At 67.5% G+C, this 24,456-nt stretch carries 26 protein-coding genes, 1 tRNA gene and 3 pseudogenes; 17 read left to right on the top strand and 13 right to left on the bottom strand.

Annotated features, from left to right (window positions below; all coding sequences use genetic code 11):
• The first annotated feature begins 14 nt into the window (after nucleotides 1–14).
• The 3 genes from G4G31_RS23355 to G4G31_RS23365 all read left to right on the top strand — a co-directional run bounded on the left by G4G31_RS23355 (nucleotide 15) and on the right by G4G31_RS23365 (nucleotide 2,045).
• Nucleotides 15–90, top strand: a tRNA-Lys gene (locus tag G4G31_RS23355).
• 61 nt (nucleotides 91–151) lie between these two features.
• Entirely contained in the window at nucleotides 152–748 is a 597-nt protein-coding gene (locus G4G31_RS23360; RefSeq protein ID WP_182989595.1) for a YigZ family protein, read from the top strand.
• A 124-nt stretch (nucleotides 749–872) separates the two neighbouring features.
• On the top strand, nucleotides 873–2,045 hold the full coding sequence (locus G4G31_RS23365) for an MFS transporter (RefSeq protein WP_182989596.1): 1,173 nt from the start codon (nucleotides 873–875) through the stop codon (nucleotides 2,043–2,045).
• A 16-nt stretch (nucleotides 2,046–2,061) separates the two neighbouring features.
• Here the strand turns inward: G4G31_RS23365 and G4G31_RS23370 are convergent, their stop codons facing one another.
• The gene (locus tag G4G31_RS23370) at nucleotides 2,062–2,871 is read right to left on the bottom strand and encodes an HDOD domain-containing protein (RefSeq protein WP_229425212.1); all 810 of its coding nucleotides are present in this window, start codon (nucleotides 2,869–2,871) and stop codon (nucleotides 2,062–2,064) included.
• A gap of 178 nt (nucleotides 2,872–3,049) precedes the next feature.
• A complete protein-coding gene (locus G4G31_RS27220; RefSeq protein WP_229425213.1) occupies nucleotides 3,050–4,318 on the bottom strand; it encodes a BON domain-containing protein in 1,269 nt (422 codons plus the stop codon).
• Nucleotides 4,319–4,600: 282 nt separating this feature from the next.
• Between G4G31_RS27220 and G4G31_RS23380 the strand changes: the two genes are divergently transcribed.
• Together G4G31_RS23380 and G4G31_RS24675 are read left to right on the top strand one after the other, a co-directional pair.
• The gene (locus G4G31_RS23380) at nucleotides 4,601–5,320 is read left to right on the top strand and encodes an SDR family oxidoreductase (RefSeq protein WP_202033684.1); all 720 of its coding nucleotides are present in this window, start codon (nucleotides 4,601–4,603) and stop codon (nucleotides 5,318–5,320) included.
• Complete coding sequence (locus G4G31_RS24675; RefSeq protein ID WP_202033686.1) at nucleotides 5,314–5,559, top strand: hypothetical protein; 246 nt, start codon at nucleotides 5,314–5,316, stop codon at nucleotides 5,557–5,559. Before G4G31_RS23380 ends, G4G31_RS24675 begins: the two co-directional genes overlap by 7 nt.
• 42 nt (nucleotides 5,560–5,601) lie before the next feature.
• On the opposite strand, the gene G4G31_RS23385 is transcribed toward G4G31_RS24675, so the two are convergent.
• The 8 genes from G4G31_RS23385 to G4G31_RS28755 all read right to left on the bottom strand — a co-directional run bounded on the left by G4G31_RS23385 (nucleotide 5,602) and on the right by G4G31_RS28755 (nucleotide 14,299).
• The gene (locus G4G31_RS23385; protein ID WP_182989597.1) at nucleotides 5,602–6,285 is read right to left on the bottom strand and encodes a hypothetical protein; all 684 of its coding nucleotides are present in this window, start codon (nucleotides 6,283–6,285) and stop codon (nucleotides 5,602–5,604) included.
• Nucleotides 6,286–6,369: 84 nt separating this feature from the next.
• Nucleotides 6,370–7,998 carry a methyl-accepting chemotaxis protein gene (locus tag G4G31_RS23390; protein ID WP_182989598.1) on the bottom strand — a complete coding sequence of 543 codons (1,629 nt, stop codon included), beginning with the start codon at nucleotides 7,996–7,998 and terminating at the stop codon, nucleotides 6,370–6,372.
• A 162-nt stretch (nucleotides 7,999–8,160) separates the two neighbouring features.
• Nucleotides 8,161–9,894: a hypothetical protein gene (locus G4G31_RS23395; RefSeq protein WP_182989599.1), complete on the bottom strand. Its 1,734-nt coding sequence runs from the start codon at nucleotides 9,892–9,894 to the stop codon at nucleotides 8,161–8,163.
• Nucleotides 9,895–10,004: 110 nt separating this feature from the next.
• Complete coding sequence (locus tag G4G31_RS28740) at nucleotides 10,005–10,532, bottom strand: TolC family protein (RefSeq protein ID WP_308621898.1); 528 nt, start codon at nucleotides 10,530–10,532, stop codon at nucleotides 10,005–10,007.
• Nucleotides 10,496–11,479 (bottom strand): TolC family protein, encoded by a 984-nt coding sequence (locus tag G4G31_RS28745; RefSeq protein WP_308621901.1) that lies wholly within the window; start codon nucleotides 11,477–11,479, stop codon nucleotides 10,496–10,498. The genes G4G31_RS28740 and G4G31_RS28745 overlap by 37 nt, the downstream gene beginning before the upstream one ends.
• A 25-nt stretch (nucleotides 11,480–11,504) precedes the next feature.
• A complete protein-coding gene (locus G4G31_RS23405; RefSeq protein ID WP_182989600.1) occupies nucleotides 11,505–13,109 on the bottom strand; it encodes a DHA2 family efflux MFS transporter permease subunit in 1,605 nt (534 codons plus the stop codon).
• Nucleotides 13,110–13,118: 9 nt separating this feature from the next.
• On the bottom strand, nucleotides 13,119–13,781 hold the full coding sequence (locus G4G31_RS28750) for an efflux RND transporter periplasmic adaptor subunit (RefSeq protein ID WP_308621904.1): 663 nt from the start codon (nucleotides 13,779–13,781) through the stop codon (nucleotides 13,119–13,121).
• Nucleotides 13,778–14,299, bottom strand: a complete 522-nt coding sequence (locus G4G31_RS28755) for a biotin/lipoyl-binding protein (protein WP_308621906.1) — start codon at nucleotides 14,297–14,299, stop codon at nucleotides 13,778–13,780. The genes G4G31_RS28750 and G4G31_RS28755 overlap by 4 nt, the downstream gene beginning before the upstream one ends.
• A gap of 129 nt (nucleotides 14,300–14,428) precedes the next feature.
• On the opposite strand from G4G31_RS28755, the gene G4G31_RS23415 reads away from it, so the two are divergent.
• The 11 genes and pseudogenes from G4G31_RS23415 to G4G31_RS23445 all read left to right on the top strand — a co-directional run bounded on the left by G4G31_RS23415 (nucleotide 14,429) and on the right by G4G31_RS23445 (nucleotide 21,936).
• Complete coding sequence (locus tag G4G31_RS23415) at nucleotides 14,429–15,085, top strand: TetR/AcrR family transcriptional regulator (protein ID WP_182989601.1); 657 nt, start codon at nucleotides 14,429–14,431, stop codon at nucleotides 15,083–15,085.
• 128 nt (nucleotides 15,086–15,213) lie between these two features.
• Nucleotides 15,214–15,399, top strand: coding sequence for a hypothetical protein (locus G4G31_RS23420; RefSeq protein ID WP_182989602.1), 186 nt, complete (start codon nucleotides 15,214–15,216; stop codon nucleotides 15,397–15,399).
• A gap of 395 nt (nucleotides 15,400–15,794) precedes the next feature.
• Nucleotides 15,795–16,370, top strand: a complete 576-nt coding sequence (locus G4G31_RS27790) for a polyprenyl synthetase family protein (RefSeq protein WP_267873635.1) — start codon at nucleotides 15,795–15,797, stop codon at nucleotides 16,368–16,370.
• On the top strand, nucleotides 16,303–16,764 hold the full coding sequence (locus G4G31_RS27795) for a polyprenyl synthetase family protein (protein WP_267873636.1): 462 nt from the start codon (nucleotides 16,303–16,305) through the stop codon (nucleotides 16,762–16,764). Before G4G31_RS27790 ends, G4G31_RS27795 begins: the two co-directional genes overlap by 68 nt.
• Before the next feature lie 629 nt (nucleotides 16,765–17,393).
• Complete coding sequence (locus tag G4G31_RS27225) at nucleotides 17,394–18,164, top strand: glycosyltransferase (RefSeq protein WP_229425214.1); 771 nt, start codon at nucleotides 17,394–17,396, stop codon at nucleotides 18,162–18,164.
• A gap of 14 nt (nucleotides 18,165–18,178) precedes the next feature.
• Complete coding sequence (locus G4G31_RS27230) at nucleotides 18,179–18,343, top strand: lycopene cyclase family protein (RefSeq protein ID WP_229425703.1); 165 nt, start codon at nucleotides 18,179–18,181, stop codon at nucleotides 18,341–18,343.
• A 20-nt stretch (nucleotides 18,344–18,363) separates the two neighbouring features.
• On the top strand, nucleotides 18,364–18,846 hold the full coding sequence (locus G4G31_RS27800) for a lycopene cyclase family protein (RefSeq protein ID WP_267873680.1): 483 nt from the start codon (nucleotides 18,364–18,366) through the stop codon (nucleotides 18,844–18,846).
• A 26-nt stretch (nucleotides 18,847–18,872) separates the two neighbouring features.
• Nucleotides 18,873–19,361 carry a lycopene cyclase family protein gene (locus G4G31_RS27805; protein WP_267873681.1) on the top strand — a complete coding sequence of 163 codons (489 nt, stop codon included), beginning with the start codon at nucleotides 18,873–18,875 and terminating at the stop codon, nucleotides 19,359–19,361.
• A pseudogene (locus G4G31_RS23440) lies at nucleotides 19,354–20,508 on the top strand (phytoene desaturase); the annotation flags it as partial. The gene G4G31_RS27805 and the pseudogene G4G31_RS23440, both read left to right, overlap by 8 nt.
• A gap of 68 nt (nucleotides 20,509–20,576) precedes the next feature.
• Nucleotides 20,577–20,843 carry an FAD-dependent oxidoreductase gene (locus G4G31_RS27235; protein WP_229425215.1) on the top strand — a complete coding sequence of 89 codons (267 nt, stop codon included), beginning with the start codon at nucleotides 20,577–20,579 and terminating at the stop codon, nucleotides 20,841–20,843.
• Nucleotides 20,844–20,946: 103 nt separating this feature from the next.
• Nucleotides 20,947–21,936 carry a phytoene/squalene synthase family protein gene (locus tag G4G31_RS23445; protein WP_229425665.1) on the top strand — a complete coding sequence of 330 codons (990 nt, stop codon included), beginning with the start codon at nucleotides 20,947–20,949 and terminating at the stop codon, nucleotides 21,934–21,936.
• On the opposite strand, the pseudogene G4G31_RS27240 reads toward G4G31_RS23445, so the two are convergent.
• Nucleotides 21,921–22,262, bottom strand: a pseudogene (locus G4G31_RS27240) (beta-carotene hydroxylase); the annotation flags it as partial. The gene G4G31_RS23445 and the pseudogene G4G31_RS27240 overlap by 16 nt on opposite strands.
• A gap of 122 nt (nucleotides 22,263–22,384) precedes the next feature.
• On the opposite strand from G4G31_RS27240, the gene G4G31_RS23455 reads away from it, so the two are divergent.
• Complete coding sequence (locus tag G4G31_RS23455; protein ID WP_229425216.1) at nucleotides 22,385–22,816, top strand: DUF2141 domain-containing protein; 432 nt, start codon at nucleotides 22,385–22,387, stop codon at nucleotides 22,814–22,816.
• A gap of 169 nt (nucleotides 22,817–22,985) precedes the next feature.
• Here G4G31_RS23455 and G4G31_RS23460 read toward each other — a convergent pair whose 3' ends face one another.
• On the bottom strand, nucleotides 22,986–23,303 hold the full coding sequence (locus G4G31_RS23460) for a hypothetical protein (protein ID WP_182989603.1): 318 nt from the start codon (nucleotides 23,301–23,303) through the stop codon (nucleotides 22,986–22,988).
• Between the two features lie 269 nt (nucleotides 23,304–23,572).
• Nucleotides 23,573–24,444: pseudogene (locus G4G31_RS23465) on the bottom strand (NAD(P)-dependent oxidoreductase).
• Between the last annotated feature and the right edge of the window lie 12 nt (nucleotides 24,445–24,456).

Below are 24,456 nucleotides of genomic sequence, written 5' to 3' on the forward strand. Positions count from 1 at the left end.
ATCTTGCCTTCTTCGGGTCGTTAGCTCAGCTGGTAGAGCAGCGGACTTTTAATCCGTTGGTCGCAGGTTCGAATCCCGCACGGCCTACCAAAGATTCAGAGAAAACGCCAACCTCCGGGTTGGCGTTTTTGTTTCCAGCGCCGGCGCATCCATGCCCCACACCCTCTCCTCTCCCGTGCATCACGAGCTCGTCATCAAGAAGAGCCGCTTCATCGCCTGCGTGCAGGCCATAAGCGACCGGAGCGCGGCGCAGCAGGTCGTGGCCGGCCTGCGCGCCCAGCATCCGGGCGCCGCGCATGTCTGCTGGGCGCTGCTGGCGGGCGGACAATCGGCAGCCGTCGACGACGGCGAACCGAGCGGCACCGCCGGGCGCCCGATGCTGGACGTGCTGCGCCACCAGGACCTGGAAGGCGTGCTCGCCACCGTCGTGCGTTACTTCGGCGGGGTCAAGCTGGGCGCCGGTGGCCTGGTACGAGCTTACACCGACAGCGTGGCCCGGGCACTGCTGGGCGCAGAGAAAATCGCCATCGTGCGCCACGCCACCCTGCGCTGTAGCGCGCCCTACGCCATGGAAGGCATGGTCCGGCGGGAGATCGACGCATCCGGCGCGAGCCTGCTGGAGGTGGCACACGGCGACGACGTCGTCTTCGCGTTCAGCCTGCCGGAGGGAGCCGCCGCCGCTTGCGTGGCGCGCCTGAACGAAGCCGGTCACGGGCGCATCGCCTGGCTGCGCGATGATGCGCCCTGAGCGCCATCAGCCACACGAATACCCGACATCACGACTCGAAAGCTGACCAAGCCCGCCAGGCGGGCTATAGTGGTCGGTTCCTCCGGCGCAGTCCGCCATCATCACGATTGTAAAGACACCTGTTTTGATCAAGAAAAGCCTGCTCCCACTGGCCCTCGGCGGCTTCGGCATCGGCATGACCGAATTCGTCATGATGGGTCTCCTGCCCGATATCGCGAGCGGCCTGGCGGTCAGCATCCCGCAGGCCGGCTACCTGATCACCGCCTACGCGATCGGCGTGGTGGTGGGCGCGCCGACCCTGGTCAGCCTGATGGCCAAGCGCCCGCCGCGTAATGTGCTGATCTGGTTCATGCTGATGTTCGCCCTGTTCAACGCGCTGTCGGCGCTGGCCCCGAATTTCGGCCTGATGCTGGTATCGCGCTTCCTCGCCGGCCTGCCGCACGGCGCCTTCTTCGGCGTCGGCGCGGTCGTGGCCAGCCGCCTGGCGGACGAAGGCAAGGTGGCCGCCGCGATGGCGACCATGTTCACGGGCCTGACGCTGGCCAACGTGGTGGGGGTGCCGCTGGGTACCTGGCTGGGCCACAACATGAGCTGGCGACTGGTCTTCCTGATCGTGGCCGCGATCGGCCTCGTCACCGCCTTCAGCCTGAAGCAGCTGGTGCCCTTTTTTGGTGCCAACCCGAGCGGCGGCTTCCGCAAGGACCTGAAGATTTTCCGCAGCCGCGCCCTCTGGCTGGCGCTGGCGATTACCTCGATCGGCACCGGCGGCTTCTTCGCCTGGTTCAGCTATATCGCGCCGTTGCTGACGGACGTGTCGCGTTTCGCGCCAGGGCAGATTCCGCTGATCATGACGGTGGTCGGGGTTGGCATGACGGTGGGCGTGAACGTGGGCGGACGCCTGGCGGACCGCTTTGCGCCGATCCGCGCGATTGTCATCCTGCTGGCCAGCATGACCGCCCTGCTCCTGCTGAACGGCTTGCTGGCCGCGTCGCAGCCGACCATGCTGGTACTGGCTTTCGCCACCGGCGCCAACGCACTGGCGCTCGGCCCGCCGATCCAGATGCTGCTGATCGACCACTCGCGCGAAGCCGAGATGCTGGGCTCCTCGCTCGGCCAGTCCGGTTTTAATATCGGCAACGCCACCGGTGCCTTCCTTGGCGGCATTCCGCTGACGCTGGGGTATTCCTACGCCTCGCCGCAATGGGTGGCGGCGGGCCTGGCGGTGACGGGGATGGTGCTGTCGCTGGCCATGCTGATGCTGCGGCGCCCGCCGGCGCTGGCGCGCCGGGGACGCTGACGACGCTGCGGGCGCTTCAGACCAGCGACGGTCCGCCGAGGGCGGCGCAGGTTTCCAGCGCTTCAGCGCGGATGGTGTCGAGCATCTCTTCGTCGAGCACGAAGTCGAGCGCGCTCTCGCCGTGCTCGGGCAGCGGTGCCGGTGCCGTGCCCAGCGGCGACGGGATCGGGGCGAAATGGTTCGCCAGCAGCAGCGTGTCGAGCAGGGTCGACGGCGGCATGCTGACCCAGCTGCGGCGCAGTTCGCCAACCGCTTCGGCCACGGGCTCGGGTACCGCCAATTTCTTGAGCACCTCGAGGCCGACCACGTCCTCGCACAACTCTCCCCACTTTTCCGGATCGTCGTCCAGCAAGCCAGGGAATTCGTCGGCGCGCGAGAGCAGGTAGAAGCCACCCATCTCGTGGATGATGCCGGCAAACAGGGCGGTATCGACATTCACGCCGGTGACGTGGCGTGCCATCGATGCGGCCAGCGCCGCCACGTGCGTGGTGTGCTGCCAGAGCTGCTCGGCCTTGGCACGCAGGCCGGGGTCATTGATGCGCGCGCCGAACTGGCGCACCACCAGGCTGGCAACGAGCGCCTGCAGGCGGCGGTAGCCGATGCGGGTGACGGCCGCGCGCACGTTGGTGACCGGCGGGCCGCCGCTGCCGCCAAAGGCCGCGGAATTGGCCAGGGCCACGGTACGGGCGGCAAGCTGCGGTTCGGCCAGCACGAGGCGGATCGTCTCGTCGAGCGGGCAATCGGGATCGTCGAGCGCGCGCTGCAGACGCAGCACGGCGTTCACGCTGGTAGGGAAGGAAATTTCACCGCGGGCCGCCTGGGCCACGATGTATCAAAGGCTTCGAGTTTATTCACCCGAAAATTATACTCGCCTGCCGGCCGGGCTGGTGAGTATGCATTACGGATAGCCTGGAAGACCGGCGTCGGCGCGCAAGACGATAACGCGCGCAGGCCGGGAGGCCGCGCGCGTCGAAAGTGCGGCCGGCACGCATGCCGGCGCCGGCTTACTTGACCTTGATCGCGCTCTTCACGCTGGTCACGCCTTCGACCGCCTTGGCCGCCTTGACGGCCTTGTCGGCTTCGGCCTTCGATTCGACGAAGCCGCTCAGCATGACCACGCCTTTTTCGGTCTCGACGTGGATCGCCAGCGATTTCAGCTCCGGCTCCTTGAAGATGCTGGCTTTTACCTTGGTGGTGATGGCCGTGTCCGACGCCGCCACGGCCGTGCTGCGGCCGGCGTCGCGGGTCTTGTCGGCAGCGGTGTCCGTCGCCTTGTCGGTCTTGTCGGCAGCGGTGGCCGCGGCCTGGCGCGTCTTGTCGCCGGTGGCATCGACGGCTTCCTTCGTGTTTTCCTTGGCATTCGAGGCGGCCTGGCGGGTCTTGTCGCCGACGTTCTCGACGGCGCTGCCGGTCTTGTCGGCGATCGTCGCGCCAGCGGCACGGGTACGCTCGCCCGCGCCTTCGAGCGCGTTCTCGGTCTTCTGCGCCACGGTCGAAGCGACCTGCTTGGTCTTGTCGACCGCGGTGGAAGCGACGTCCTTGGTTTTTTCTCGGCAACGGTCGCCGCTACCGTCTTGGTCTTGTCGACGGCGGTCGATGCGGCGTCCTTGGTCTTGTCGGCGGCGGTCGATGCGGCGTCCTTGGTCTTGTCGGCGGCGCGCTCGGTCGCGTTGTCGGCCTTGTTCACCAGCGCGGTGGCGTTGCCCTTGCTGTCGACCAGGCAGCCGGTTTCGGCGGCGCCGGCGACCTTCTCGCATTTCGCCACTGCCGCGGCCTTGACCGGATCCCCCGGTGTCGGTGCTGGCGATCAGGCCGGCGCTGCCGCTGGCGCCCACAGCGGTGCTACCGGCGCTGGCCTGGGCTTTGGTCGTGGCCTTGGCGTCGGCCAGCGCGGCGGTGCGCACCGACTTGGCGTTGTCGATGCAGCTGTCCTTCTCGGCGCCGTTCTTGGCGTCGCACTTGGTCTTGGCCACTTCATATTCGGCTTCGGCGACCTTGCTGCGTGCGCTGGCACGGCCCGCTTCCGAGTTGTTGTACTTCGCAATTGCCTGGGATTCGGTGCGGGCGCGCATCGCCTTGGCCTCGGCCATGCAGACGTCCTTGTCGTTGCCGCTCTTGGCATCGCACTTGGCCGTAGCCGCCTTGTATTCGGTCGCCGCCTTCTGGGTTACGTTGCGGTAGGTCGCAGGATCGTGGTTGAGGGCGGCAGTGGGAGCGGCAGCAAAGCTGGCGCCGGCCGCGGTAGCCAGCAGGGTTGCGAGCAACGTTTTCATGGTGGTGTCCCTCTAGTTGAATGTTGTGATAACACCATTAAACGCCCCGCCCCGCCCATCATCTGTGCGACAACGAACACTTGCATGAAAAACCACATGGTGAGACGAACCGGCATCCATGCCTGCGGCGCGAGCGGCCGTCCACGTCCCCCGCGCAAAGCGGATCCGAAGGACGCGCCTGCCACTTCCAGAAGCAGGCACCATAGTCGTTCCATCCACGCCAGGCTCTGCCGGAAGGTCCGCGCGAGCGGCCGTGTTAACGTTCACAGAAAGGCCCATACCATGCAGCCAAGGAAACTCCGCGTCGTCATCACGGGCGCCTCGAGCGGCATCGGCGCCGCCACCGCGGTCGCGTTCGCCAGGCAGGGCGCGCAACTGGTGCTGGGCGCGCGCGGCAAAGAGGGACTGGAAGATGTCGCCGCCCGCTGCCGCGCGGCCGGCGGCAACGCCCACACGGGCATCGTCGACGTCACCGACGCCGACGCGGTCGTGGACTTCGCCGCGGCGGCACGCCGCGCGCTGGGCGGCATCGACCTCTGGTTCAGCGATGTCGGCATCGGCGTGGTCGGCAAGTACCACGACGTGCCGATCGCCGACCACCGGCGCGTGGTCGAGGCCAACCTGGTCGGCCACATGAACGACGCCCACGCCGTGCTGCCGATCTTCCTCGAGCAGGACCACGGCATCTGGGTCAACATGATTTCGGTCGGCGGCTACGTCACCACGCCCTATGCGGCAGCCTACGCGGCCAGCAAATTCGGCCTGCGGGGATTCAGCGCTGCCCTGCGCGGCGAACTGCACGGCAAGCCGCGCATCCACGTCTGCGACGTGTATCCGACCTTTGTCGACACGCCGGCGATCTACCACGCGGGGAATTACACGGGTGCGAAGCTGGGTTATCCGCCGGGCATGCTGGCGCCGGAGACGGTGGCCGATGCAGTCGTCGCGCTGGCACGGCGGCCGCGCGCCACCACCGTGCTGGGCGTGCCCTCCCCGTGCTGAAGTTGGGCGAAGCGGCCAACCCGCTGCTGGCGACGCTGATGAATGGTTTCATGGAGAAGTGGAGCCAACGGGCGGACCGGGTACCCGATACGACGGGCTCTCTGTATGCGCCGCCGCCCGGCGCCAGCGGCATCGGTGGCGGCCAGCGCCGGCCCGGCGAACGCAAGACGGCCCTGGCGCTGGGTGCGGCCGCGCTGGCCGTCGCGGTCGGCATGGGGCTGGCGCGGCGGCGAAGCTGATGGAAGAGCCAGGCGGGCGAACAGCCCTGCCCGACGCTGCGCTCAGTCCTTCAGCAAGCCTTCGCGCCACAGCGGCGCGGCATCCTCGAAAGGCTGGGCGGCGGCGCCGAAGCGCTCGCCATCGCGTGCCAGCTCGACCCAGACCCGGGTGTCGTGGCCGCCACGGGCCACCGGCCGCACGCGCCGCACGGTTTCGAACCAGCCGTGCACGCGCCCATAGGCCTCGGGATTGCGGTGGCGGGTCCAGGCCAGCGCGGCCAGGTCGGCATAGGCTTCCTCGCGGCGCGACTCGCGCATCGCTTTCGAGGCCGCCAGCAGCTCCGGATCGTCCGCGCTCTCTTCCCCGGTTTCGACAAAGCCGGCTGGCAGCGCACGCCAGGCGCCCCGGGCATGACGCCAGCAATGGGCGATCTCGTGCGCCGCCATTGCCTCGATCAGCTCACCGCGGCGCTCGGCCGGGACGCTTTCCGGGATCGTTTCCGCCTGCGGGTTACCGCGCAGCGACAGCACCAGCTTGCAACGTCCGCCGGCATAGCCCATCGCCAGCGGCACGTCGTTCTCGCGCGCCTGCGGCTGCACCACGATGTCGATCGGCAGCGCCAGCGATCGCGAGTAGGAGAGGACGGGAGCCGCCGCCTGCAGCCAGCGCTGCTCGAGTGCGGTCAGTTCGGCCGCCTGGGCGGTGGCAGCGCTGGCCAGGACGCCAGCAAGGAGAAGTTTGAACATGGGAGAGTTCCAGGTTTTTGAAATGCCTCAAGGCAATTCTAGAACCGAGAATATCTTCCCATGTAGAAATATTTTTGCGCCTGTTCAAACCGACAATGCCAGAGCCCGCTTCACGGGTGGCTTTGCCCCGTTTTGACTCTCGACCTGTGTCATTTTGAAGACACTGACGACCTGGGCCAGGGTGGCCGCCTCGTCCTGCAGCGATGCTGCCGCACCGCCGGCCAGTTCCACCAGGTCGGCATTCTGGCGCGTAGCCTCGTCCATGCGCCCGATCGCGGCATTGACCTGTTCGATGCCCGCGCTCTGCTCGACGCTGGCGGCGCTGATCTCGGCCATGATGTCGGTAACCCGCTTCACGCTGTCGACGATTTCTTCCATCGTGCTGCCGGCGGCGTCGACCAGCTTCGCGCCGGCGTCGACACGCTCGACCGAACTGCCGATCAGGGCCTTGATTTCCTTGGCGGCCGCCGCCGAGCGCTGGGCCAGGTTGCGCACTTCGGTGGCGACGACGGCAAAGCCACGTCCCTGCTCGCCAGCGCGTGCAGCCTCGACGGCCGCATTCAGCGCCGGGATATTGGTCTGGAAAGCGATGCCATCGATGACGCCGATGATGTCGACTACCTGCTTCGACGAGGCATTGATCGACGCCATCGTCTCCACGACTTGCGCCACCACCTCGCCGCCGCGCACGGCCACGGCGGAGGCCGACTCTGCGAGCGTATTCGCCTGGCGTGCGTTGTCGGCGTTCTGGCGCACCGTGCCGGTCAGCTCGAGCATCGCGGTGGCCGTGTCCCGCAGAGTGTGGGCCTGGCTTTCCGTGCGCCCCGACAAGTCCTGGTTGCCTGCAGCGATGCCGGTCGAGGCATTCGCGATATTGAGCGTGCCATTACGCACCTGCGACACGATCGCCACCAGGCTGTCGCGCATGCCGCGCATGGCAAACAGCAGGCTCGCGGTATCGCCCGGCAGCGTATCGATCTGGACGCCCAGGTTGCCGGCGGCAATGCTGCCGACGATGCGGGCGGCGTAGTCCGGCTGGCCGCCCAGCTGGCGCAGCAGGCCGCGGCTGATGAACCAGGCGCCGAGGGCACCGGCGGCCACCGCGATCGTGCACAGCACGCCCATCCAGGCCAGGAAGCTGCCCGTCAGCGCGCGTGCTTCGGCGGCCGAGTCCTTGTTCAGCTGCTCTTCGAGGTCGATCAGGCGGTTCACGCTGGCCAGCCAGGAAACGAAGGCAGGTCCGGCCTGGGCGCCGAGCAGCGTGCGCGCGCCGTCGACGTCGCCGGCCAGGCGCAGTTCGACCACCTTCGCAATCAGGGGCTGGGTCTTGCGCTCGTCTTCCTTGATGGCGGCCAGCGCGCTTTTCTCGTCGGCGAGGATGTCGTCGCGGCCGGCAAACAGGGCGTCGAGCGCCGTGCCCGCGCGCTCGTAGTTCGCCGCGAGCGCGCCGATCCTGTCGATCGACGGCTGGGCGCCGGCATTGTCCGTGGCCAGCACGACATCGCGCAGGGCAATCGCACGATCGTGCACACTGCCGCGGAAATTGATGGCGTGACGTTGCTTGACGTTGTTCACGTCATTGATGCGGTTGAGGGTGGCATCGATGTGGCCGACGCGGCTCACCGCCAGCGCCGTCAACACCATCATCAGCGCCAGCACGGCGCCAAAACCCAGCGCCAGTCGGGCGCCGATCGTCATTTTCGAAGAAAACATGGAAGCTCGCTATAGGTCAGCCGGACACGCGCCGGATGCGCCACACCCAGTTATTGCCGTGTGGAAATGTGGCGACTATAACAGAACAGCCATGGAATTCGTCAAATTACAACGCTATTTTTTACTCATCTGTTGTAAATCATCGGATTTATCGAAAAAATACTAGCGCTGGGAAGCGTCAGTAAGGGAAGCCGCGGTGACGAAGCCGGGACGGATATCGTTCGGCACCGCCTTCATCCGGTCGAGCGCCTTCTGCACGCTCGGGCGGATGACGACGTACTTCGCCATCATCGCCCTGGCGCGCGCGTAGTCTCCGGTTGCCTCGATGGTCAGGAACTCGCGGTCGAGGTCGGCCACGGCCGCCTTGATCTTCTTGAAGTCGACCGAGAACCTGCCGTCGCCGTGGGCAACGAAAGCGCCCTTGTCGAGCAGGTAGTTGACCTGGATCGCCATGCCGCGCGCGTGCGAATCGGTCAGGCCGAAGTGCAGCGTGCGAAAGCACGAAGCGAGGAAAGTGTTGTACAGCTTGCGCTCCGCTGCCGCGCCCTGCCCCAGCGTGTCCTTCAACTGGCCCTTGTCCATCATGTAGCCCAGCGCCCACAGGCCGGTGACGTCGGCCTTGGCTTCCTCGATGGTGGAATAGGTTTCCTTCAGGTCCTGGCGCGGGGTCGATTCCTGCTCGCCCCCCTTCGTGTGGTGCGGACCCAGGCCGTGGGTGATTTCGTGGGCCAGGATGTGGGTGAAGAAGGAATCGAAATCGAGGTCCTTCTGGTCTTGTGGGCGGAGCACCAGCTTCGTGATCGGTTTCAGGGTCGACTCGAACTTCGCTTCCTGCACGTTCTTGAGCATGACCCGTTTCGAGCCGCGCTCGCGGATGATGCGTTCGTCGTTCGGCAGGTTGTAGGCGGCCGTCTGCACGCTCATGTTGCCGTCGCCCGCGCCATACACCTGGTTGACCACCACCATCGGCGCCAGCGCCCCTACCTTCGGATTGCGGTATTTCGGGTCGACGGGCAGGTTGTCTTCCAGCTCCTGCATGTGCTTGCCGAAGAAGTCGAGCTTCCGCGTCTCCTTCGCGTCGCGCACGCTGACATAGGCCTCGAAGGCAGCCTTGTAGCCGAACAGCTCGTCGTTATAGGTTTCATACGGGCCGATGGTGATGTCGACCGGCGAATCGAGGTCCATCCAGGCGAAGTCCGAAGCGAGATAGTCGTTCGACAGGAAGGCGTCGGCGCGCAGGCTCAGGAATTTCTTCAGCGAGGCGTTGTCGGTGCTGGCGGCGGCTTCGCGCAGCAGCTTTGCCAGCTGTTCCAGTTCGGGCTTGTATTCCTCGGAGTACGGCACCGTGCGGAACTTTCCGTCCGCGCCGTTACGGATCACGGTGAAGTACCACTGGGCCGCTTCCTTCTCCTTCGGCGGCAGGGTGTTCATCCACGCTTCCAGTGCTTCCTTGCTGGCAGCGGCCGGATAGAAATTCGCCCCGTCGGGTTTGTGCGCGGGAATGGCGATGCCGGCATACTCGGCCGGCATGAAGGAGGCGTTGCCGTCGATGATGGACCAGGGTCCCTTGTTCAGCCAGAAGGCGTCGCGCCGGGCGCGGCCCAGCGGCGTGGTGTCCTTCTGCAGCGCGGCCCACAGCGCTTCGTTGCCGGCCCAGCGCTGGCGCAGCTGCAGGGTGTCGATGATCTTTGCCGCCTCCACCAGCTTGGCAATCGCTGCGCGGTCGCCTTTCGACAGGGCGGCGATATCGGCGCGCAGTTCGATCGGGGCGAAGCGCTTGGCCATCGCGTTCAGTTCGGCGGCGCTGGCGGCATGCGGCTTGACGGCGGGTGCCTCGGCGGCGCAGACGGTGCCGGCGGCGAGGGCCAGCACGATGGGTGCGAGAAGGTGTTTCATGGGTCCCCTGGTTGTTGTAGGTGCAATCAGGGGATTGTAATACGGTGGGGAGAAGACCAGGCGCGGATGCGGCCGGCGGGCGCAGGGTGGGCACCCGTGCCCACCCCGTGTTATTTCGACAGCACCGTCGCTTCCGCCGGCTTCTGTTCCCAGCCGCCGCCAAGCGCGCGCGCCACCGCCACCGAGGCCAGCAAACGCTGGGTACGGATCTGGGCCGCGGCGCGGTCCGCCGCCAGTGCGCTGCGCTGGGCGTCGGTGACGTCGAGATAGGTCGAGATGCCGCGCTCGTAGCGTGCCCGGGCCACCAGCAGCGCGCGGCTGGCCGCCTGCTGTGCCTGCGCCTGCACGTCGCCCTGCTTCTGGCGCTGCTGCGCGTCCGACAGCGCGTCTTCCACTTCGCGCAGGGCCGTCAGCAGACGGCTCTCGTGGTTCGCCACCGCTTCCTCGTAGCGCGCGCGGTACAAGGCCAGGTTGGCGCGGTTGCGGCCGCCGTCGAAGACCGGCAAGGTCAAGGCCAGCGGCCCGATCGAGAACTGGCGCGCGCCGCTGTTGCTGATGTCGCGCAGCGCTTCCGAGGCATAGCCGAAGTTGCTGGTCAGGGTCAGCGCCGGGTAGAAGGCGCCTTCCGCCACGCCCACCGGGCGTTTGCCGAACGCAGGTTGGCCACGCTCGCGGCCAGGTCCGGACGCTGCGACAGCAGGCTGGCCGGCAGGCCGACCGGGATCGTTGGCGGCAGCGGCAGCGCCGGCTTGGCCGCGGGCGCAAGCAGCGGCGCGCTCGGCGAGGTGCCGACCAGGATGGCCAGCGCGTGCTCGACCAGGTTGCGCTGGCGCTCGACCTCATGCAGGTCCGCTTCGGCGTTGGCGCGTTCGATGCGGGTGCGCGACACATCGAGTTCGTTCGACAGGCCGGCATCGAAGCGGGCCTCGATCAGTTCCTGCGCCTCGCGCCGCGCCGCCAGCGCATTGGCCAGGATGGCGCGTTCGGCGTCGAGCCCGCGCAGCTGCCAGTAGCTCTGCGCCACCTGGCCGGTCAGCATCAGGAGCACGCCGTCGCGGTCGTTCTGCGCGGCCAGCGCGCCGGCATCGGCCGCTTCCACCACACGGCGCACGCGGCCCCACAGATCGAGTTCATAGGACAGCGAAGCGCCCACCGAGAAGTTGTTGCCCTCGATCGAGCGGTGGCCCAGCGCCAGGCCCTGCGAGGTCTCGGACGAGGTGCGCGAGTTGGACACGCCGGCACTCACCGACACGCTCGGCGCCTGGCCGGCGCGCACCACGCCCAGCTGGGCCTGCGCCTGCAGCAGGCGCTGCGCGGCGGCTTTCGCGCCCGGGCTGTCGCTCAGTGCGCGTTCCTCGAGCGTGTTCAGCGTCGCGTCGTTGAAAGCGGTCCACCAGGTCGACGGCAGGCGTGCGCTGTCGGCAGCGGTGTTGTCCAGGTGGCGGTAGGCAGCGGTTTCCTGGACCTTCGGCTCGGCGAAGTCGGGACCGATGGTCATGCAGCCGGAGACCAGCGTGGCGGCGGCCACGGCCAGCAGCGCGCGGCGCGGGAGGGAGTTGAACGATGTGGCGTAGGAAGCGAACATGTTTTTCATCTTTTAAATGGGGGGCTCAATGCGCGCCGCCGCCGGCGCCGCCGGGGGACTTGACCTTGTCGGCGAGCCAGACCATGGCAATGCAGCTCACCAGGATGACGCCGACGATCCAGAAGCCGTCGTTGTAAGCCATCACATAGGCTTCGCGGCGGACGATGCGGTCGAGCGCGGCCAGTGCCTGGTTGGCGGCCGTCGCCGGATCGATGCCGGAGGCGACGAAAGCCTGGGTCATCGCATCGAGGCGCTCCTGGGTCGGCGCCGCGTAGCTCGAGATCGACTCGCCCAGGCGCGCCGAGTGGAAGTGCTCGCGGTTGGTGAGCGAGGTCGCCAGCATGGCGATGCCGACCGAGCCGCCCAGGTTGCGGGTCATGTTGAACAGGCTCGCGGCCGACGGCATGTCCTTCTGGGCGATGCCGTTCATCGCGAAATTCGACAGCGTCAGCATCACGAAAGGCTGGCCGATGGCGCGCACGATCTGCGTCACCATCAGCTGGTCGTAGCCGGTGGAAGCGTCCATGAAGGCATTCATCAGGCAGGAGCCGCCGAACATCAAGAGGCCGAAACTGCACATGATGCGGTTGTCGACTTTCGAGGACATGGCCGCCGCGAATGGCATCACGATCAGCTGCGGCAGGCCGACCCAGGCGATGACTTCGCCGATCTGCATCGGCGTGTAGCCGGCGATCTGGCCCAGGTACAGCGGCAGCAGGTAGGACGAGCCATACAGGCCCATGCCGGTGACGGCCGACAGCACGGTGGCGATCAGGAAGTTACGCTGGCCGTACAGGCGCAGGTTCACGAAGGTCTGCTGGCGCGTGAAGCTGGTGACGATCCAGCCGAGGATGCCGATCAGCGCCAGCGCCGCGAAGTTGATGATGAACTGCGAATCGAACCAGTCCTTCGAGTTGCCCTCTTCCAGGAAGATCGTCAGGCAGCCCAGCCCGAGGGCCATGAAGCCGATGCCGAGCCAGTCGGCATTGAGCAGCTGCTTGAGCTGCGCAGGCTCCTTGTCGAGGCCATAGATCATGCCGGCGATGAGCAGCACGCCCGGCACCCAGTTGATGTAGAAGATCGAGGGCCAGCCGTAGAGCTCGGACAGGTAGCCGCCCAGGGTCGGGCCCATGGCCGGCGCCAGCGTCGCGGTGAGGCCGAAGATCGCCATGCCGACCGCGCGCTTGGTGGTGGGCAGGCGCGTCATCACGAGCGTCATCGCCATCGGGATCAGCGCGCCGCCGGTGAAGCCCTGCAGCATGCGGAAGACGATCATGCTTTCCAGGTTCCAGGCCGCGCCGCACAGGGTCGAGAACAGCAGGAACAGCGCGGTGGTGCCGATCATGTAGCGGCGCACGCCGAAGGCGCGCGCGAACAGCGCCGTCATCGGAATGACGACGATCTCGGCGCACAGGTAGGCGGTCGAGATCCAGGACCCCTCTTCCTGGGTCGCCGACAGCGTGCCCAGGATGTCCCGCAGCGAGGAGTTGGTGATCTGGATGTCGAGCACCGCCATGAAGGCGCCCAGCATGCCGGCGGCGACCGCGATCCAGGTGCGGGCATCGACGCGCGCACCGGCGGCGGGCGCGCCGGGAAACCCCGCCTGCGCAGGCTTGGTCGTACTCGTCATGAAGCGTCCTTATTTGGCCGCAGCCGTGCGCGCGGTCTCGCGCTGTTGCTCGTTATTCGATTCGTGCTTCTGGCGCAGGTCGACTTCCGCCACCACCGACATGCCCGGCACCAGCCGGCCCGCCAGGCGCTGCACGTCGGCGGGCGCCAGCGTGACCTTCACCGGCACGCGCTGCACGATCTTGGTGAAATTGCCGGTGGCGTTATCGGCCGGCAGCAGCGCGAACTGGTTGCCCGAGGCCGGCGAGAAGCTGTCGACGCGGCCGACCAGGTGCTCGTCCGGCAGTGCGTCGACTTCGAGGTCCACCACCTGGCCGGGCTTGAGGCCTGCCAGCTGGGTTTCCTTGAAGTTGGCGTTGACCCAGACCTTGTCCTCGACCACGGCGACCAGTTGTTGGCCCGGCTGCACGCGCGCGCCGACTTCGACGCTGCGGCGGCCGATGCGGCCGTCCACCGGGGCCACGATGCGGCTGTAGCCGACCTGCTGCTTCGCGTCCTTCAGCTGCGCCTGCAGCACCTTGATCTGCGCCTTGAGCACGTCGCGCGCCGACGAGGCGGCGTTGATCTGGGCCTGCGCGGCGGCGGCGTTGTCCCGGCGTGCATTCACGTCGGCGGCGGCGGCCGTGCGGGCGGCGTTGGCGGCATCGACTTCGGCCTTCGAGACAGCCTTCATCTGCTTGTTGTACAGCTGGCCGAAACGCTCGGCGTCCTGGCGCGCGCGCAGCGCCAGCGCCTGGCCTGGCCGACTTGCGCCTGGGCCGCCTGGGCCTGGGCGCGTACTTGCGCAACCTGGGCATCGGCCTGGATTACCTGCTGCCGGGCGCTGGCGATCTGCGCCTCGATCTGCTCGACGCGCACGTGCTGGTCGCTCGGATCGAGTTCGGCGATGACGTCGCCCGTCTTCACATGCTGGTTGTCCTCGACCAGCACGCGCGTGACGACACCGGCGATGCGCGCCGAGACCGGGTGCACGTGGCCGGCGACATACGCGTTCTCGGTGTCGACGAAATAATGACTGCGGTACCACATGCGGCCGCCGGCGCCGAGCGCAGCCAGCGCGATCACGCCGACCACGAACAGCACGCGCTTGTTGGGCGGAGTCTTGCCGGCGGCAGCCGCGGCATTCACCGGAGTAGCGGGAGGAACGGTGCCGAGCGGCTTGTGCTCGCTCGAAGGCTGCGTTTGGGACATGAAACGACTCCGATAGGAAGTAGGAACAGAATTCTGGAATAACAATTCCGGACATTATTCTTCATCCGGGCCGAGCCGTCAAGAAATGAAACGGTTGCATTTCATTTGTCGCTGCTTTACAGTGGTGCCATGAGCAAACCATCGCAAGCGGCTGCCGGCGCGAGCCTGCGCAGCGCGGGCAGGCCCAAGGCCAGCGACGTCGAGGCCCGCATCCAGGACCTGATCGACGTTGCCGCCCAACTGTTCCTGAGCAACGGCTATACCCGCACCAGCCTCGAGTCCATCGCCCGCGCCGCCCGCGTGGCGGTGCGTACCATCTATGTGAAGTTCGGCGGCAAGGCCGGGCTGCTCAATGCCGTCCTGATGTCGCGCCGCGACCAGTTCTTCCGCATGCGCGACATGGACAAGGACACGCGTCCGTTCCGCGAGGTGGTGGACGACTTCGCGCACCAGTTCTTCGACTTGCTGGCGAAAGAACAATTGATCGCGATGCAGCGCGTGGTGATCGCCGAAGCGCCGGGCAATCCCGAGCTGGCCGAAATCTTCTACGGCGCCGGCCCGCGCCTGACGCGCGAGATGCTCGAGCGCTATTTCGCGCGGCCCGACGTGCGTGCCCAGTTGCGCGAGGACTTGCCCTTTGCCCAGCTGCCGACCATCCTCACCAGCACCATCGCCGGCGACTCCGTGCAGCGCTTCGTGTTCCCGCACAAGCAGCCGCCGCGCGACGAGGCACATCGCCTGCTCGACGGGCGCCTGGCCCTGTTCTACCGGGCCGTACTACGCTAATCGAGCTGGGAGAATGTGCGGGAACGCACCGACCTGGTGCGTCCATTGTGCGAAGCTGAACCCCTTATCAAGGAGGATGTCATGGATCTCAACAAGAACATCACGGCGGTACACCGCAAGGGGGCAGCATGAGCAAGACCTCCCGCTACGAATGGCGCGACCAGCAGGCTGCATTGCATGAGCGCGTAAAGGGTTTCCTCCAGAACCCCGGCAACGAACAGCTTGAAGCTGTGGTCGCCGAAATGCGCGCCTATGCCGATGCGGCCAAGTCCGGCCATATCGAAATCCCGCAGACCTGGACCAGTTACAGCTGACCGATCTGCACGGGCGCCCTGCGCCCATAAAAATGCCGCCGGGCTTGCACCCTGCGGCATTTTTTTTGCCTGTCGCGAGGGCCGCGCACAACGGCGGCATCGTATTCAACGGACGGAAACGCGATTTAATCATTTACAAACATTGCATAACGTCCCGGTTTGATTGCCCTTCTGCTCAGCCTGCGCCCTTGCCCCGGAGGGACGCCGATGAATATCCGGACTTTGCTTCCAAAATGCAACTAAACTGCGCCAAAAGCACGTAAATACCGGATGCGGTTCCGTGCGCACGGTTGACGGCGTTAATCATTTTGTCATTGCATTTCCGGTATCATGAACAATAAATTCATCAATTTTTTATTCACGACTTTGTTCAAGATCTTGGCGGGAGAACGCGCATGACTACGCAGGCACGACGGTTCGCCAGGCTCGAGCTGGAAAATCCGGGAGATATCGCGGGCGCGGAACTCGAGCGCGTGCGCGAGGAACTGGAAGACCGCCTCGCTTTCCTGCTCTCCGACAGCGGCCCGAACTCGGACCGCCTGGCGGCCGCCATGCGCGCCGGCGCGCTGGGCTCGGGCAAGCGCATGCGCCCGCTCCTGCTGATGCTCGTCGCCCGCGACCTCGGCTGCGATTCGCCGGCCCTGATCGACGTCGCCTGCGCCGTCGAACTGGTGCATGCGGCCTCGCTCATCCTCGACGACATGCCCTGCATGGACGACGCCCGCTTGCGCCGCGGCAAGCCGACCATCCACGTGCAGTTCGGCGAAGATGTCGCCATCCTGTCCTCGATCGCCCTGCTCAGCCGCGCCTTCGGCATCCCGGCATCCGCGCAGGACATCCCGCCCGCGGTCCGCGCGCGCCTGGTGGCACGGCTGTCGGAAACCATCGGCGCGCAGGGGCCTGGTGCGCGGCCAGTTCCTCGACCTGCAGGGCGGCGCCCGCTCGGCCGAGGACATCGCCACCACGAATGAACTCAAAACGGGCGTGCTGCTCGGCGCGGCCGTCGATATGGCGGCCATCATTGCCGAAACTGACGATTGCGTCTCGCAGTCGCTGCGCGCCTTCGCGCTGGCGGCCGGTCACGCCTTCCAGATCCGCGACGATTTCCAGGACGGCCCGGACATGGACCCGAGCGTCACCGGCAAGGACATCGGCAAGGATGTCGGCAAGTCCACCTTCATCAACACGCTCGGCTTCGACGAGGCGCGGCGCCGCCTGATGGACCACCTGCACGAGGCCGACCGTTGCCTGACCGACGCCATCGGCAGCAAGCAGGGTACGCGCCGCTTCGTCGGCAGCCTGTTCGGCCAGGGCATGGCACCGGTGTCCGCGCCGCGCCAGCCCGACTACGCCGTGCACCATTGAAGGGATGCCAGGCACGCTCGCTGCGTGCCACGCCCATATCGACCCGTCTGGACAAAGGATTTCGTGCATGGCCCACTTCGGCGTGGTGACACCCGCCTTTTATAGTCACTTCCGGGCCATGGCCGCCCTCGGCCTCGAACTGGTGGCACGCGGCCACCGTGTCACCTTCCTGCACCAGCTCGACGCCGCGGCCTACCTGGAGGACATGCCGCCGGGCGCGCTGCAATTTCACGCGCTCGGCGCGGACACCCACCCGGCCGGTTCGCTCGCCGGCAACCTGCGCCGCGCCGCCAGCCCGGGTGGCCCGCTGGGCCTGCGCCGCGTCATCCGGGACCTGGCGCGCACCACCGACATGCTGTGCAAGGAACTGCCGGCCGCGATTGCGGCGCTCGGCATCGACGCCCTGCTGACCGACCAGATGGAAGCGGCCGGCGGCCTGGTCGCGGAAGGGTTGGGCCTGCCGTTCGTGTCGGTGGCCTGTGCCCTGCCGGTCAACCGCGAGAGCGGCATTCCGCTGCCGGTGATGCCTTTCGCCTTTGATGCCAGCGAACGCGGGCGCCATATGGTTGAGGGCAGCACGCGCGTCTACGACTGGCTGATGTCGCCCCACGCGAAAGTCATCGAAGCGCATGCGCGGCGCGCCGGGGCTGGAGCCGCGCCACGCGCTGCACGAGTGCCTCTCGCCCTCGGTGCAGGTCAGCCAGACGATTGCTTCGTTCGAATTCCCGCGCAAGGCATTGCCGCCGCAGTTTCACCATGTCGGTCCGCTGCGCTTCTCACGCAAGAGCGCCGGCGCGGCAGCTGGCGCGGTCGGCATACCCCGGTCGATCCCGCTCGCCCTTTTGTGTTCGCTTCGCTCGGCACCATGCAGGGCGGCCGCCTGGCGCTCTTCAAGCGCATCGCCCGTGCCTGCCGCCAGGAGGGGTGTGCAGCTGCTCGTCGCCCATTGTGGGGGCCTGAACGCGCAACAGGAAGAAGCCCTGCGCCGCGCGGGCGCCGATTGGGTCTGTGCGTTCGCGCCGCAGCAGGAAGTGCTGGCGCGTGCAGACGCCGTGGTCTCGCACGCGGGCTGGAACACGGTGATGGATGCCATCGCCACGCGCACGCCCATCCTGGCCATGCCCATCGCCTTTGACCAGCCCGGCGCGGCGGCCGCGCGCATCGTTCACGCCGGCATCGGCCTGCGCCTGTCGCCGCGTTTCGCCAGCGCCGGGCAGATCGCCGGCGCCCTGCGCCGGCTGCTGGACGATCCCGCTTTCGCCGAACGCATGGCGCCGCTGGCCGACGACCTGGCACGGGCCGGCGGCACGGCGCGCGCGGCCGACCTCATCGAGGACGCCCTCGGCCTGGCCCCCGCTGCCCATGCCGGCGCGGAAGCAGGAGTGGCCAGCCTTGGATAAGCCGCACGCTCCCGGTGGCGCAGCCGCCACGGGACCTGATCCTCGTCGGCGGCGGCCTGGCCAATGGCTTGATCGCCTGGCGCCTGCGCACGCTGCGCCCTGCCCTGCGCATCCTGCTGCTGGAAGCGTCCGGCGGGATCGGCGGCAACCACACCGGTCCTTCCACGACGGCGACCTGAGCGACGCGCAGCGCACGTGGCTGGCGCCGCTCGTCTCCGCGCAGTGGCCGCGTTACGACGTGGTATTCCCGGACCATGCGCGCACGATGGACAGTGGCTACGCCAGCGTGATGTCGCACGACTTCGCGCGCGTGATCGAAGCGGCGCTCGGACCGGCCTTACGCCTCGATACCCCGGTCGATACGCTCACGCCGACCAGCGTCACCCTGGCCGGTGGCGAAACCCTGCACGCGCACGCCGTCATCGATGGCCGCGGCGTGCGCGCGACGCCGCGCCTGGCGCTGGGCTACCAGACCTTCCTCGGCCAGGAGCTGCGGCTCGATGCGCCCCATGGCCTCACGGCGCCGATCATCATGGACGCCAGGGTCGCGCAGCAAGGCGGCTACCGTTTCGTGTACGTACTGCCCTTCGACGAGCGGCGGCTGCTCATCGAAGACACCCATTACGTCGATGGCACGGGTGGGAACCGGAGCGCCTGCGCGCAAACATCGCGGACTATGTAGCATCCCACGGCTGGCGCGTCGCCGAGCTGCTGCGCGAGGAGCACGGCTCGCTGCCCATCGTGCTGGCGGGCGACTTCGACGCCTACTGGAAGGACCTCGCCGGCCAGCCCTGCGCCGGATTGCGCGCGGGCCTGTTCCACTCGACCACCGGCTATTCGCTGCCGCACGCGGTGCGCCTGGCCGAGCGGGTCGCGACGTTTTCGGATTTCAGCGCGCCGCGCCTGTTCGACGCCATCCGCGACGAGGCGCGCAGCGAGTGGCGCCGCCAGCGCTTTTTCCGGCTGCTCAACCGCATGCTCTTCCCGGCGGGCAGTCCGGATGCGCGCTGGCGCGTGATGCAGCGTTTTTACCGCCTGCCGGCGCCCCTGATCACACACTTCTACGCCGGCCGCCTGCGCCTGCGCGACAAGCTGCGCCTGCTCAGCGGCAAACCACCCGTGCCGGTGCGCGCGGCCATTGCGGCCGCGTGCAAGATCCACCCTCACCAGATCAGATCGGAAATGCAGAATGATTGATGCGAAAAAGGCGGTCGTCGTCGGCGCCGGTTTCGGCGGCCTGGCCCTGGCCATCCGCCTGCAGGCCAGCGGCATGCAGACTACCCTGCTGGAAAAGCGCGACAAGCCGGGCGGACGCGCCTATGTCTACGAGGACCAGGGCTTCGTGTTCGATGCCGGCCCCACCGTCATCACGGATCCGTCCTGCATCGAGGAGCTGTTCGCGGCGGCCGGCAAGCGCATCGAGGATTACGTCGAGATGCTGCCGGTCGCGCCCTTCTACCGCCTGTGCTGGGAAGACGGCAGCCACTTCGACTATGCCAACGACCAGGAGGCGCTCGACCGGCAAATCCATGCGCGCAACCCGCTTGATGTCGCCGGCTACCAGCGCTTCCTCGCCTACTCGAAAGCCGTGTTCGACGAGGGCTACCTGAAACTCGGCGCCGTGCCCTTCCTGTCCTTCCGCGACATGATCTCCGCCGGCCCGCAGCTGGCCAAGCTGCAGGCCTGGCGCAGCGTCTACGGCATGGTGTCGAAATTCGTCCAGGACGAGCACCTGCGCCAGGCGTTTTCCTTCCACTCGCTGCTGGTCGGCGGCAATCCGTTTGCGACATCCTCGATCTACACCCTGATCCACGCGCTGGAACGGCGCTGGGGCGTGTGGTTCCCGCGTGGCGGCACCGGCGCCCCGGTGCGCGGCCTGGTGCGCCTGTTCGAGGACATCGGCGGACGCATCGAACTGAACGCCGCCGTGGCGCGCATCGAAACGCAAGGCGAACGCGCCAGCGGCGTGCGCCTGGAAGACGGCCGCCTGTTCCCGGCCGACGCGGTGGCGTCCAACGCCGACGTCGTCCACACCTATGCCGACCTCCTTGGCGGGCACGCGCGCGGCCCCGCGCAGGCGCAGGCGCTGCGCAAGAAGCGCTTCAGTAATTCGCTGTTCGTGCTGTACTTCGGCCTGGACCACCATCACAGCCAGCTGCAGCACCACACGGTGTGCTTCGGCCCGCGCTACCGCGGACTGATCGACGAGATTTTCACGGGCAAGGAGCTGGCGGACGACTTCTCGCTCTACCTGCACGCGCCCTGCGTGACCGACCCCTCGCTCGCGCCCCCGGGCTGCGGCAGCCACTACGTGCTGGCGCCCGTGCCGCACCTCGGCAATGCGCCGATCGACTGGTCGGTCGAAGGTCCGCGCTACCGCGACCGCATCTTCGACTACCGGAAAAGCGCTACATGCCGGGACTGCGCAGCCAGCTCGTCACCAGCCGCATCTTCACGCCCTTCGATTTCCGCGACGAGCTCAATGCCCACGTCGGCTCGGCCTTCTCGCTCGAACCGATCCTCACGCAGAGCGCCTGGTTCCGGCCGCACAACCGCGACAGCGCCCTGCACAACCTCTACCTGGTCGGTGCCGGCACCCATCCGGGCGCGGGCGTGCCGGGCGTGATCGGCTCGGCCAAGGCCACCGCCGGCCTGATGCTGGAAGAGGCGCGGGCATGAGCGAGGCGTTGTTTGAACACGCAACCCGCACCATCGCGGTCGGGTCGAAGAGTTTTGCGCGGCAGCAACCCTGTTCGACCCGGCCACCCGGCGCAGCGTGCTGATGCTCTACGCCTGGTGCCGCCACTGCGACGACGTCGTCGACGGCCAGGAGCTGGGCTCCAGCACCGTCGCGCCCGCGGGCCACGACGCCACGCGCGAACTGGAGAAGCTCTACGAGCAGACGCGCCGTGCCTATGCAGGCGAAGCGATGCAGGACCCGGCATTTGCCGCCTTCCAGGAAGTCGCGCTGAAACACGCCATTGCGCCGCGCTACGCGTTCGACCACCTGGCGGGATTCGCGATGGATGTCGAGGGCGCGCGCTACCAGACGATCGACGACACCCTGCGCTACTGCTACCACGTGGCAGGCGTGGTCGGCCTGATGATGGCCTCGATCATGGGGGCGAAAGATCCTGCGGTGCTCGACCGCGCCTGCGACCTCGGGCTGGCCTTCCAGCTGACAAACATCGCGCGCGACATCGTCGACGACGCCAGGAACGGGCGCTGCTACCTGCCCGCCGAGTGGCTGCAGGAAGCGGGCATTCCGCCGGCGGACCTGGCACTGCCGCGCTACCGCGTGGCGCTGTCGCGCGTGGCGGCGCGCCTGGTGGATCATGCCGAACCCTATTACGACTCGGCCGCGGCCGGCATCCCTGCGCTGCCGCTGCGCTCGGCCTGGGCTATCGCCACCGCGCGCAACGTCTACCGCCAGATCGGCATCGAAGTGAAGCGGCGCGGCGCGCACGCCTGGGACGAACGCGTCGGCACTTCGAAGACCATGAAACTGTGGCTGCTGGCGAAAGGCGGCGTAACGGCGCTTACTTCGCGGCTGGCGTCGGCGCAGCCGCGTCCCGCGCATCTGTGGCAGCGTCCGCCCGAGGGGACGCCCGAGGGGACGCCCGAGGGGGGAAGCGCACCTCCGTGCAGCGCCTGCAACTGCCGCTTGAGGGTGGCGGCCGAGGGCGCGTACAGGAAGCCGAAGGAGACGGCGCCATCCTTGCCGGCCACCGCATGGTGCATGCGGTGGGCCTGGTACAGCCGCTTCAGGTAGCCACTGCGCGGCACGTAGCGAAACGGCCAGCGCCCATGTACCAGGCCGTCGTGGGCGACGAAGTACAGCAGGCCATACGCCGTCATGCCGGCACCGATCCATTGCAGGGGCCAGGCGCCCTCGGTGCCGAACCAGATCAGGGCGATGGCCACGCCGGCGAACACGACGGCATACAGGTCGTTCTTCTCGAACCAGCCGGTACGCGGCTCGTGGTGCGAGCGGTGCCAGCCCCAACCGAAACCATGCATCACGTACTTGTGCGCGACAATGGAAAACACTTCCATCAGCACGACGGTGGCAAGAAGGACGAGCGAATTGAGCAGCATGGTGGTGAGCAGAATGGGTCGGAAAAACGGGTGAACCGGAATGACGACAGCCTACCACGGCGCCCGCTCGCACGGCTGGGATTTGCGGCCACGCACTTCAACACATCAACAGAGGATTGCCCATGCTTTTTCGTAGCGCACTGACCTGGTTTCTTTCCTGCGGCCTGCTTGCCAACGCCATGGCCGGCAACGTCGAAGTCCGCGTCTCCGGCATCAAGGGCGCCAGGGGCAAGGTGAATGTCGCGGTCTGCGACAAGGAACGCTTCCTGAAACAGTGCGGCTACAGCGCCTCGGCCCCGGCCGGCGACGGCGAGACCATCGTCACCCTGAAGGATGTGCCCGCCGGCGCCTACGCCGTGCTGGCCTACCAGGACGCCAACGACAACGACCGGCTCGACCGCAACCCGCTCGGCATGCCGAGCGAGCGCTGGCTTCAGCCGCGAGGCACGCGGCAAGTTCGGTCCGCCCACCTTCGAGAAGGCGGCGATCGAGGTCGGCGAGGCGCTGACCGTCGCCCCGGTAAAGCTGCGTTAACACCGCGCCGCTGCCCGTAGGGTGGACGGCTCCGCCCGGCTGCGTGCATGCACGCGTCGCAGGCGCCGTCCACGCGTCCAACGGGCGCATGCATCGTCGCGAGGTATCAAGAGCCGGTTGAACGCGTGGACGGCGGGCGGCCGCGCCGCGTCGAAGCCTCCTTGGCGGTCCAGCCGTCCACCTTACGCCTTATCCGGCCGCGCCCGCGAAACCGGCCTGGACACCGCCGTCGAGCACCCGCATCAGGAAATGCACCTTGCGCGGTGCCCGGTGGCGCTCGTGGATTTCGCGCGTCAGCACCTCGACCCGGCGCGGCTCGAGCGCCAGCCGGCGCACATCGACCTGCTCGCCCGCTGCCGCGTTGCCGGCAAAGCGCGCCGCCAGCTGCTGAACCACGGTGCCCGTCAGCGTGACCGGCGCGCCATGCACGGTCGTGTTCAGCTCGAAGCAGCGCGATTCGGGCAGGACGAACAGCGTCCCGACATATTCAGTAGCGTGCTCTTCCATATCCGTCTCCTGTGGCAGTCAGCCACTGTACCGGCGCCAAGCCGCGCCGTCCGCTTGCACTTTCATCATAGGCAAGGCCGCGCCGGGGCACAACCGAAACACAGTGCAGACGGCACTCACGGCACGGTCCTCGTGGGGTTGCAGCTTCGCTGCCGATGCGGCGATTGTTACCGGCAACAATCCCGCGAATCTGCTGCCCTCGGAAGCACCCGGACCGCATCGGCAACGCCACAAACCCCTTCGCGCCGCTGCACAGCCAGTCGACCAGCCTACTGACGATCCACCTTCGACATCTTCGCCAGCGCCGCCAGGTCCAGTTCCCCGTCGCCGCGCCTGACGGCTTCCTGCAAGGTCTCGCGCAACACTTCCCCGAAGCGCAGGCGCACGCCCTGCGCTTGCGCCGCATCGTTGGCCAGCCCGACATCCTTCCAGCCCAGCGCCAGCTTGAATCCCGCTGGACTGTAGCGCTCCTGCGCGATCATGCCGCCATACCCCTTGTAGACGGGCGAGCCGGCAAACAGCGTACTGCTGAGCAGGTCGAGAAAGCCGCCCGCGTCGATGCCGTGCGCCCCCGCCAGCGCGACCGACTCGCCCATCGCCTCGATTGCGCAGGCCAGCGTCAGGTTGGCGCCGAGCTTGACGGCGTTCGCCTGCTCGGGCGCATCGCCGAAGCGCCAGGTCTTCTGGCCCATCAGGTCGAACAGGGGCTGCACGCGTTGGATGAGTTCCGCCGGCCCGGCCGCGACGATATTGAGCTTGCCGGCCGCCGCCACGTCGACCCGTCCCAGCACCGGCGCGGCGACGTAGCCGATGCCCTGCTCGCGGTGCAGTGCCGCCATCTCGCGCGCAAAGGCAACCGAGACGGTGGCCATGTTGACGTGCACGCTACCCGGCTTCATGGCCGCCAGCGCCCCGCCCTCGACCAGGACCCGCGCGTGGAGGCGTCGTCGGCCAGCATCGAAAACAGCACGTCCACCGCCCCTGCCTCGGCCGGGGTGTCCATCGCATGCGCGCCCTGCACAGCCAGCTCCTGCGCGGGCGCCACACTGCGGTTCCAGACGCGCAGCAGGTGGCCTGACCTGAGCAGGTTGGCTGCCATCCCGCGCCCCATGGCGCCCAGGCCGACGAATCCGATTTCCATGTGCTCTTCCTC

The sequence above is a fragment of the Massilia sp. Se16.2.3 genome (genome assembly GCF_014171595.1).
In the GTDB taxonomy this organism is placed as follows: Bacteria; Pseudomonadota; Gammaproteobacteria; order Burkholderiales; family Burkholderiaceae_D; genus Telluria.

Excerpts from the sequence above, each read along its gene's own strand:
- G4G31_RS27235 (WP_229425215.1), top strand. The coding sequence starts at position 20,577 with ATGCCGGGACTGCGCAGCCAGCTCGTCACCAGCCGCATCTTCACGCCC.
- G4G31_RS23385 (WP_182989597.1), bottom strand. The coding sequence starts at position 6,285 with ATGTTCAAACTTCTCCTTGCTGGCGTCCTGGCCAGCGCTGCCACCGCC.
- G4G31_RS23380 (WP_202033684.1), top strand. The coding sequence starts at position 4,601 with ATGCAGCCAAGGAAACTCCGCGTCGTCATCACGGGCGCCTCGAGCGGC.
- G4G31_RS23390 (WP_182989598.1), bottom strand. The coding sequence starts at position 7,998 with ATGTTTTCTTCGAAAATGACGATCGGCGCCCGACTGGCGCTGGGTTTT.
- G4G31_RS28745 (WP_308621901.1), bottom strand. The coding sequence starts at position 11,479 with ATGTTCGCTTCCTACGCCACATCGTTCAACTCCCTCCCGCGCCGCGCG.
- G4G31_RS27790 (WP_267873635.1), top strand. The coding sequence starts at position 15,795 with ATGACTACGCAGGCACGACGGTTCGCCAGGCTCGAGCTGGAAAATCCG.
- G4G31_RS27225 (WP_229425214.1), top strand. The coding sequence starts at position 17,394 with ATGCGCGGCGCGCCGGGGCTGGAGCCGCGCCACGCGCTGCACGAGTGC.
- G4G31_RS23445 (WP_229425665.1), top strand. The coding sequence starts at position 20,947 with ATGCTCTACGCCTGGTGCCGCCACTGCGACGACGTCGTCGACGGCCAG.
- G4G31_RS23460 (WP_182989603.1), bottom strand. The coding sequence starts at position 23,303 with ATGGAAGAGCACGCTACTGAATATGTCGGGACGCTGTTCGTCCTGCCC.
- G4G31_RS27220 (WP_229425213.1), bottom strand. The coding sequence starts at position 4,318 with ATGAAAACGTTGCTCGCAACCCTGCTGGCTACCGCGGCCGGCGCCAGC.
- G4G31_RS23415 (WP_182989601.1), top strand. The coding sequence starts at position 14,429 with ATGAGCAAACCATCGCAAGCGGCTGCCGGCGCGAGCCTGCGCAGCGCG.
- G4G31_RS23420 (WP_182989602.1), top strand. The coding sequence starts at position 15,214 with ATGAGCAAGACCTCCCGCTACGAATGGCGCGACCAGCAGGCTGCATTG.
- G4G31_RS23395 (WP_182989599.1), bottom strand. The coding sequence starts at position 9,894 with ATGAAACACCTTCTCGCACCCATCGTGCTGGCCCTCGCCGCCGGCACC.
- G4G31_RS23455 (WP_229425216.1), top strand. The coding sequence starts at position 22,385 with ATGCTTTTTCGTAGCGCACTGACCTGGTTTCTTTCCTGCGGCCTGCTT.
- G4G31_RS23360 (WP_182989595.1), top strand. The coding sequence starts at position 152 with ATGCCCCACACCCTCTCCTCTCCCGTGCATCACGAGCTCGTCATCAAG.
- G4G31_RS23405 (WP_182989600.1), bottom strand. The coding sequence starts at position 13,109 with ATGACGAGTACGACCAAGCCTGCGCAGGCGGGGTTTCCCGGCGCGCCC.
- G4G31_RS28755 (WP_308621906.1), bottom strand. The coding sequence starts at position 14,299 with ATGTCCCAAACGCAGCCTTCGAGCGAGCACAAGCCGCTCGGCACCGTT.
- G4G31_RS28750 (WP_308621904.1), bottom strand. The coding sequence starts at position 13,781 with ATGAAGGCTGTCTCGAAGGCCGAAGTCGATGCCGCCAACGCCGCCCGC.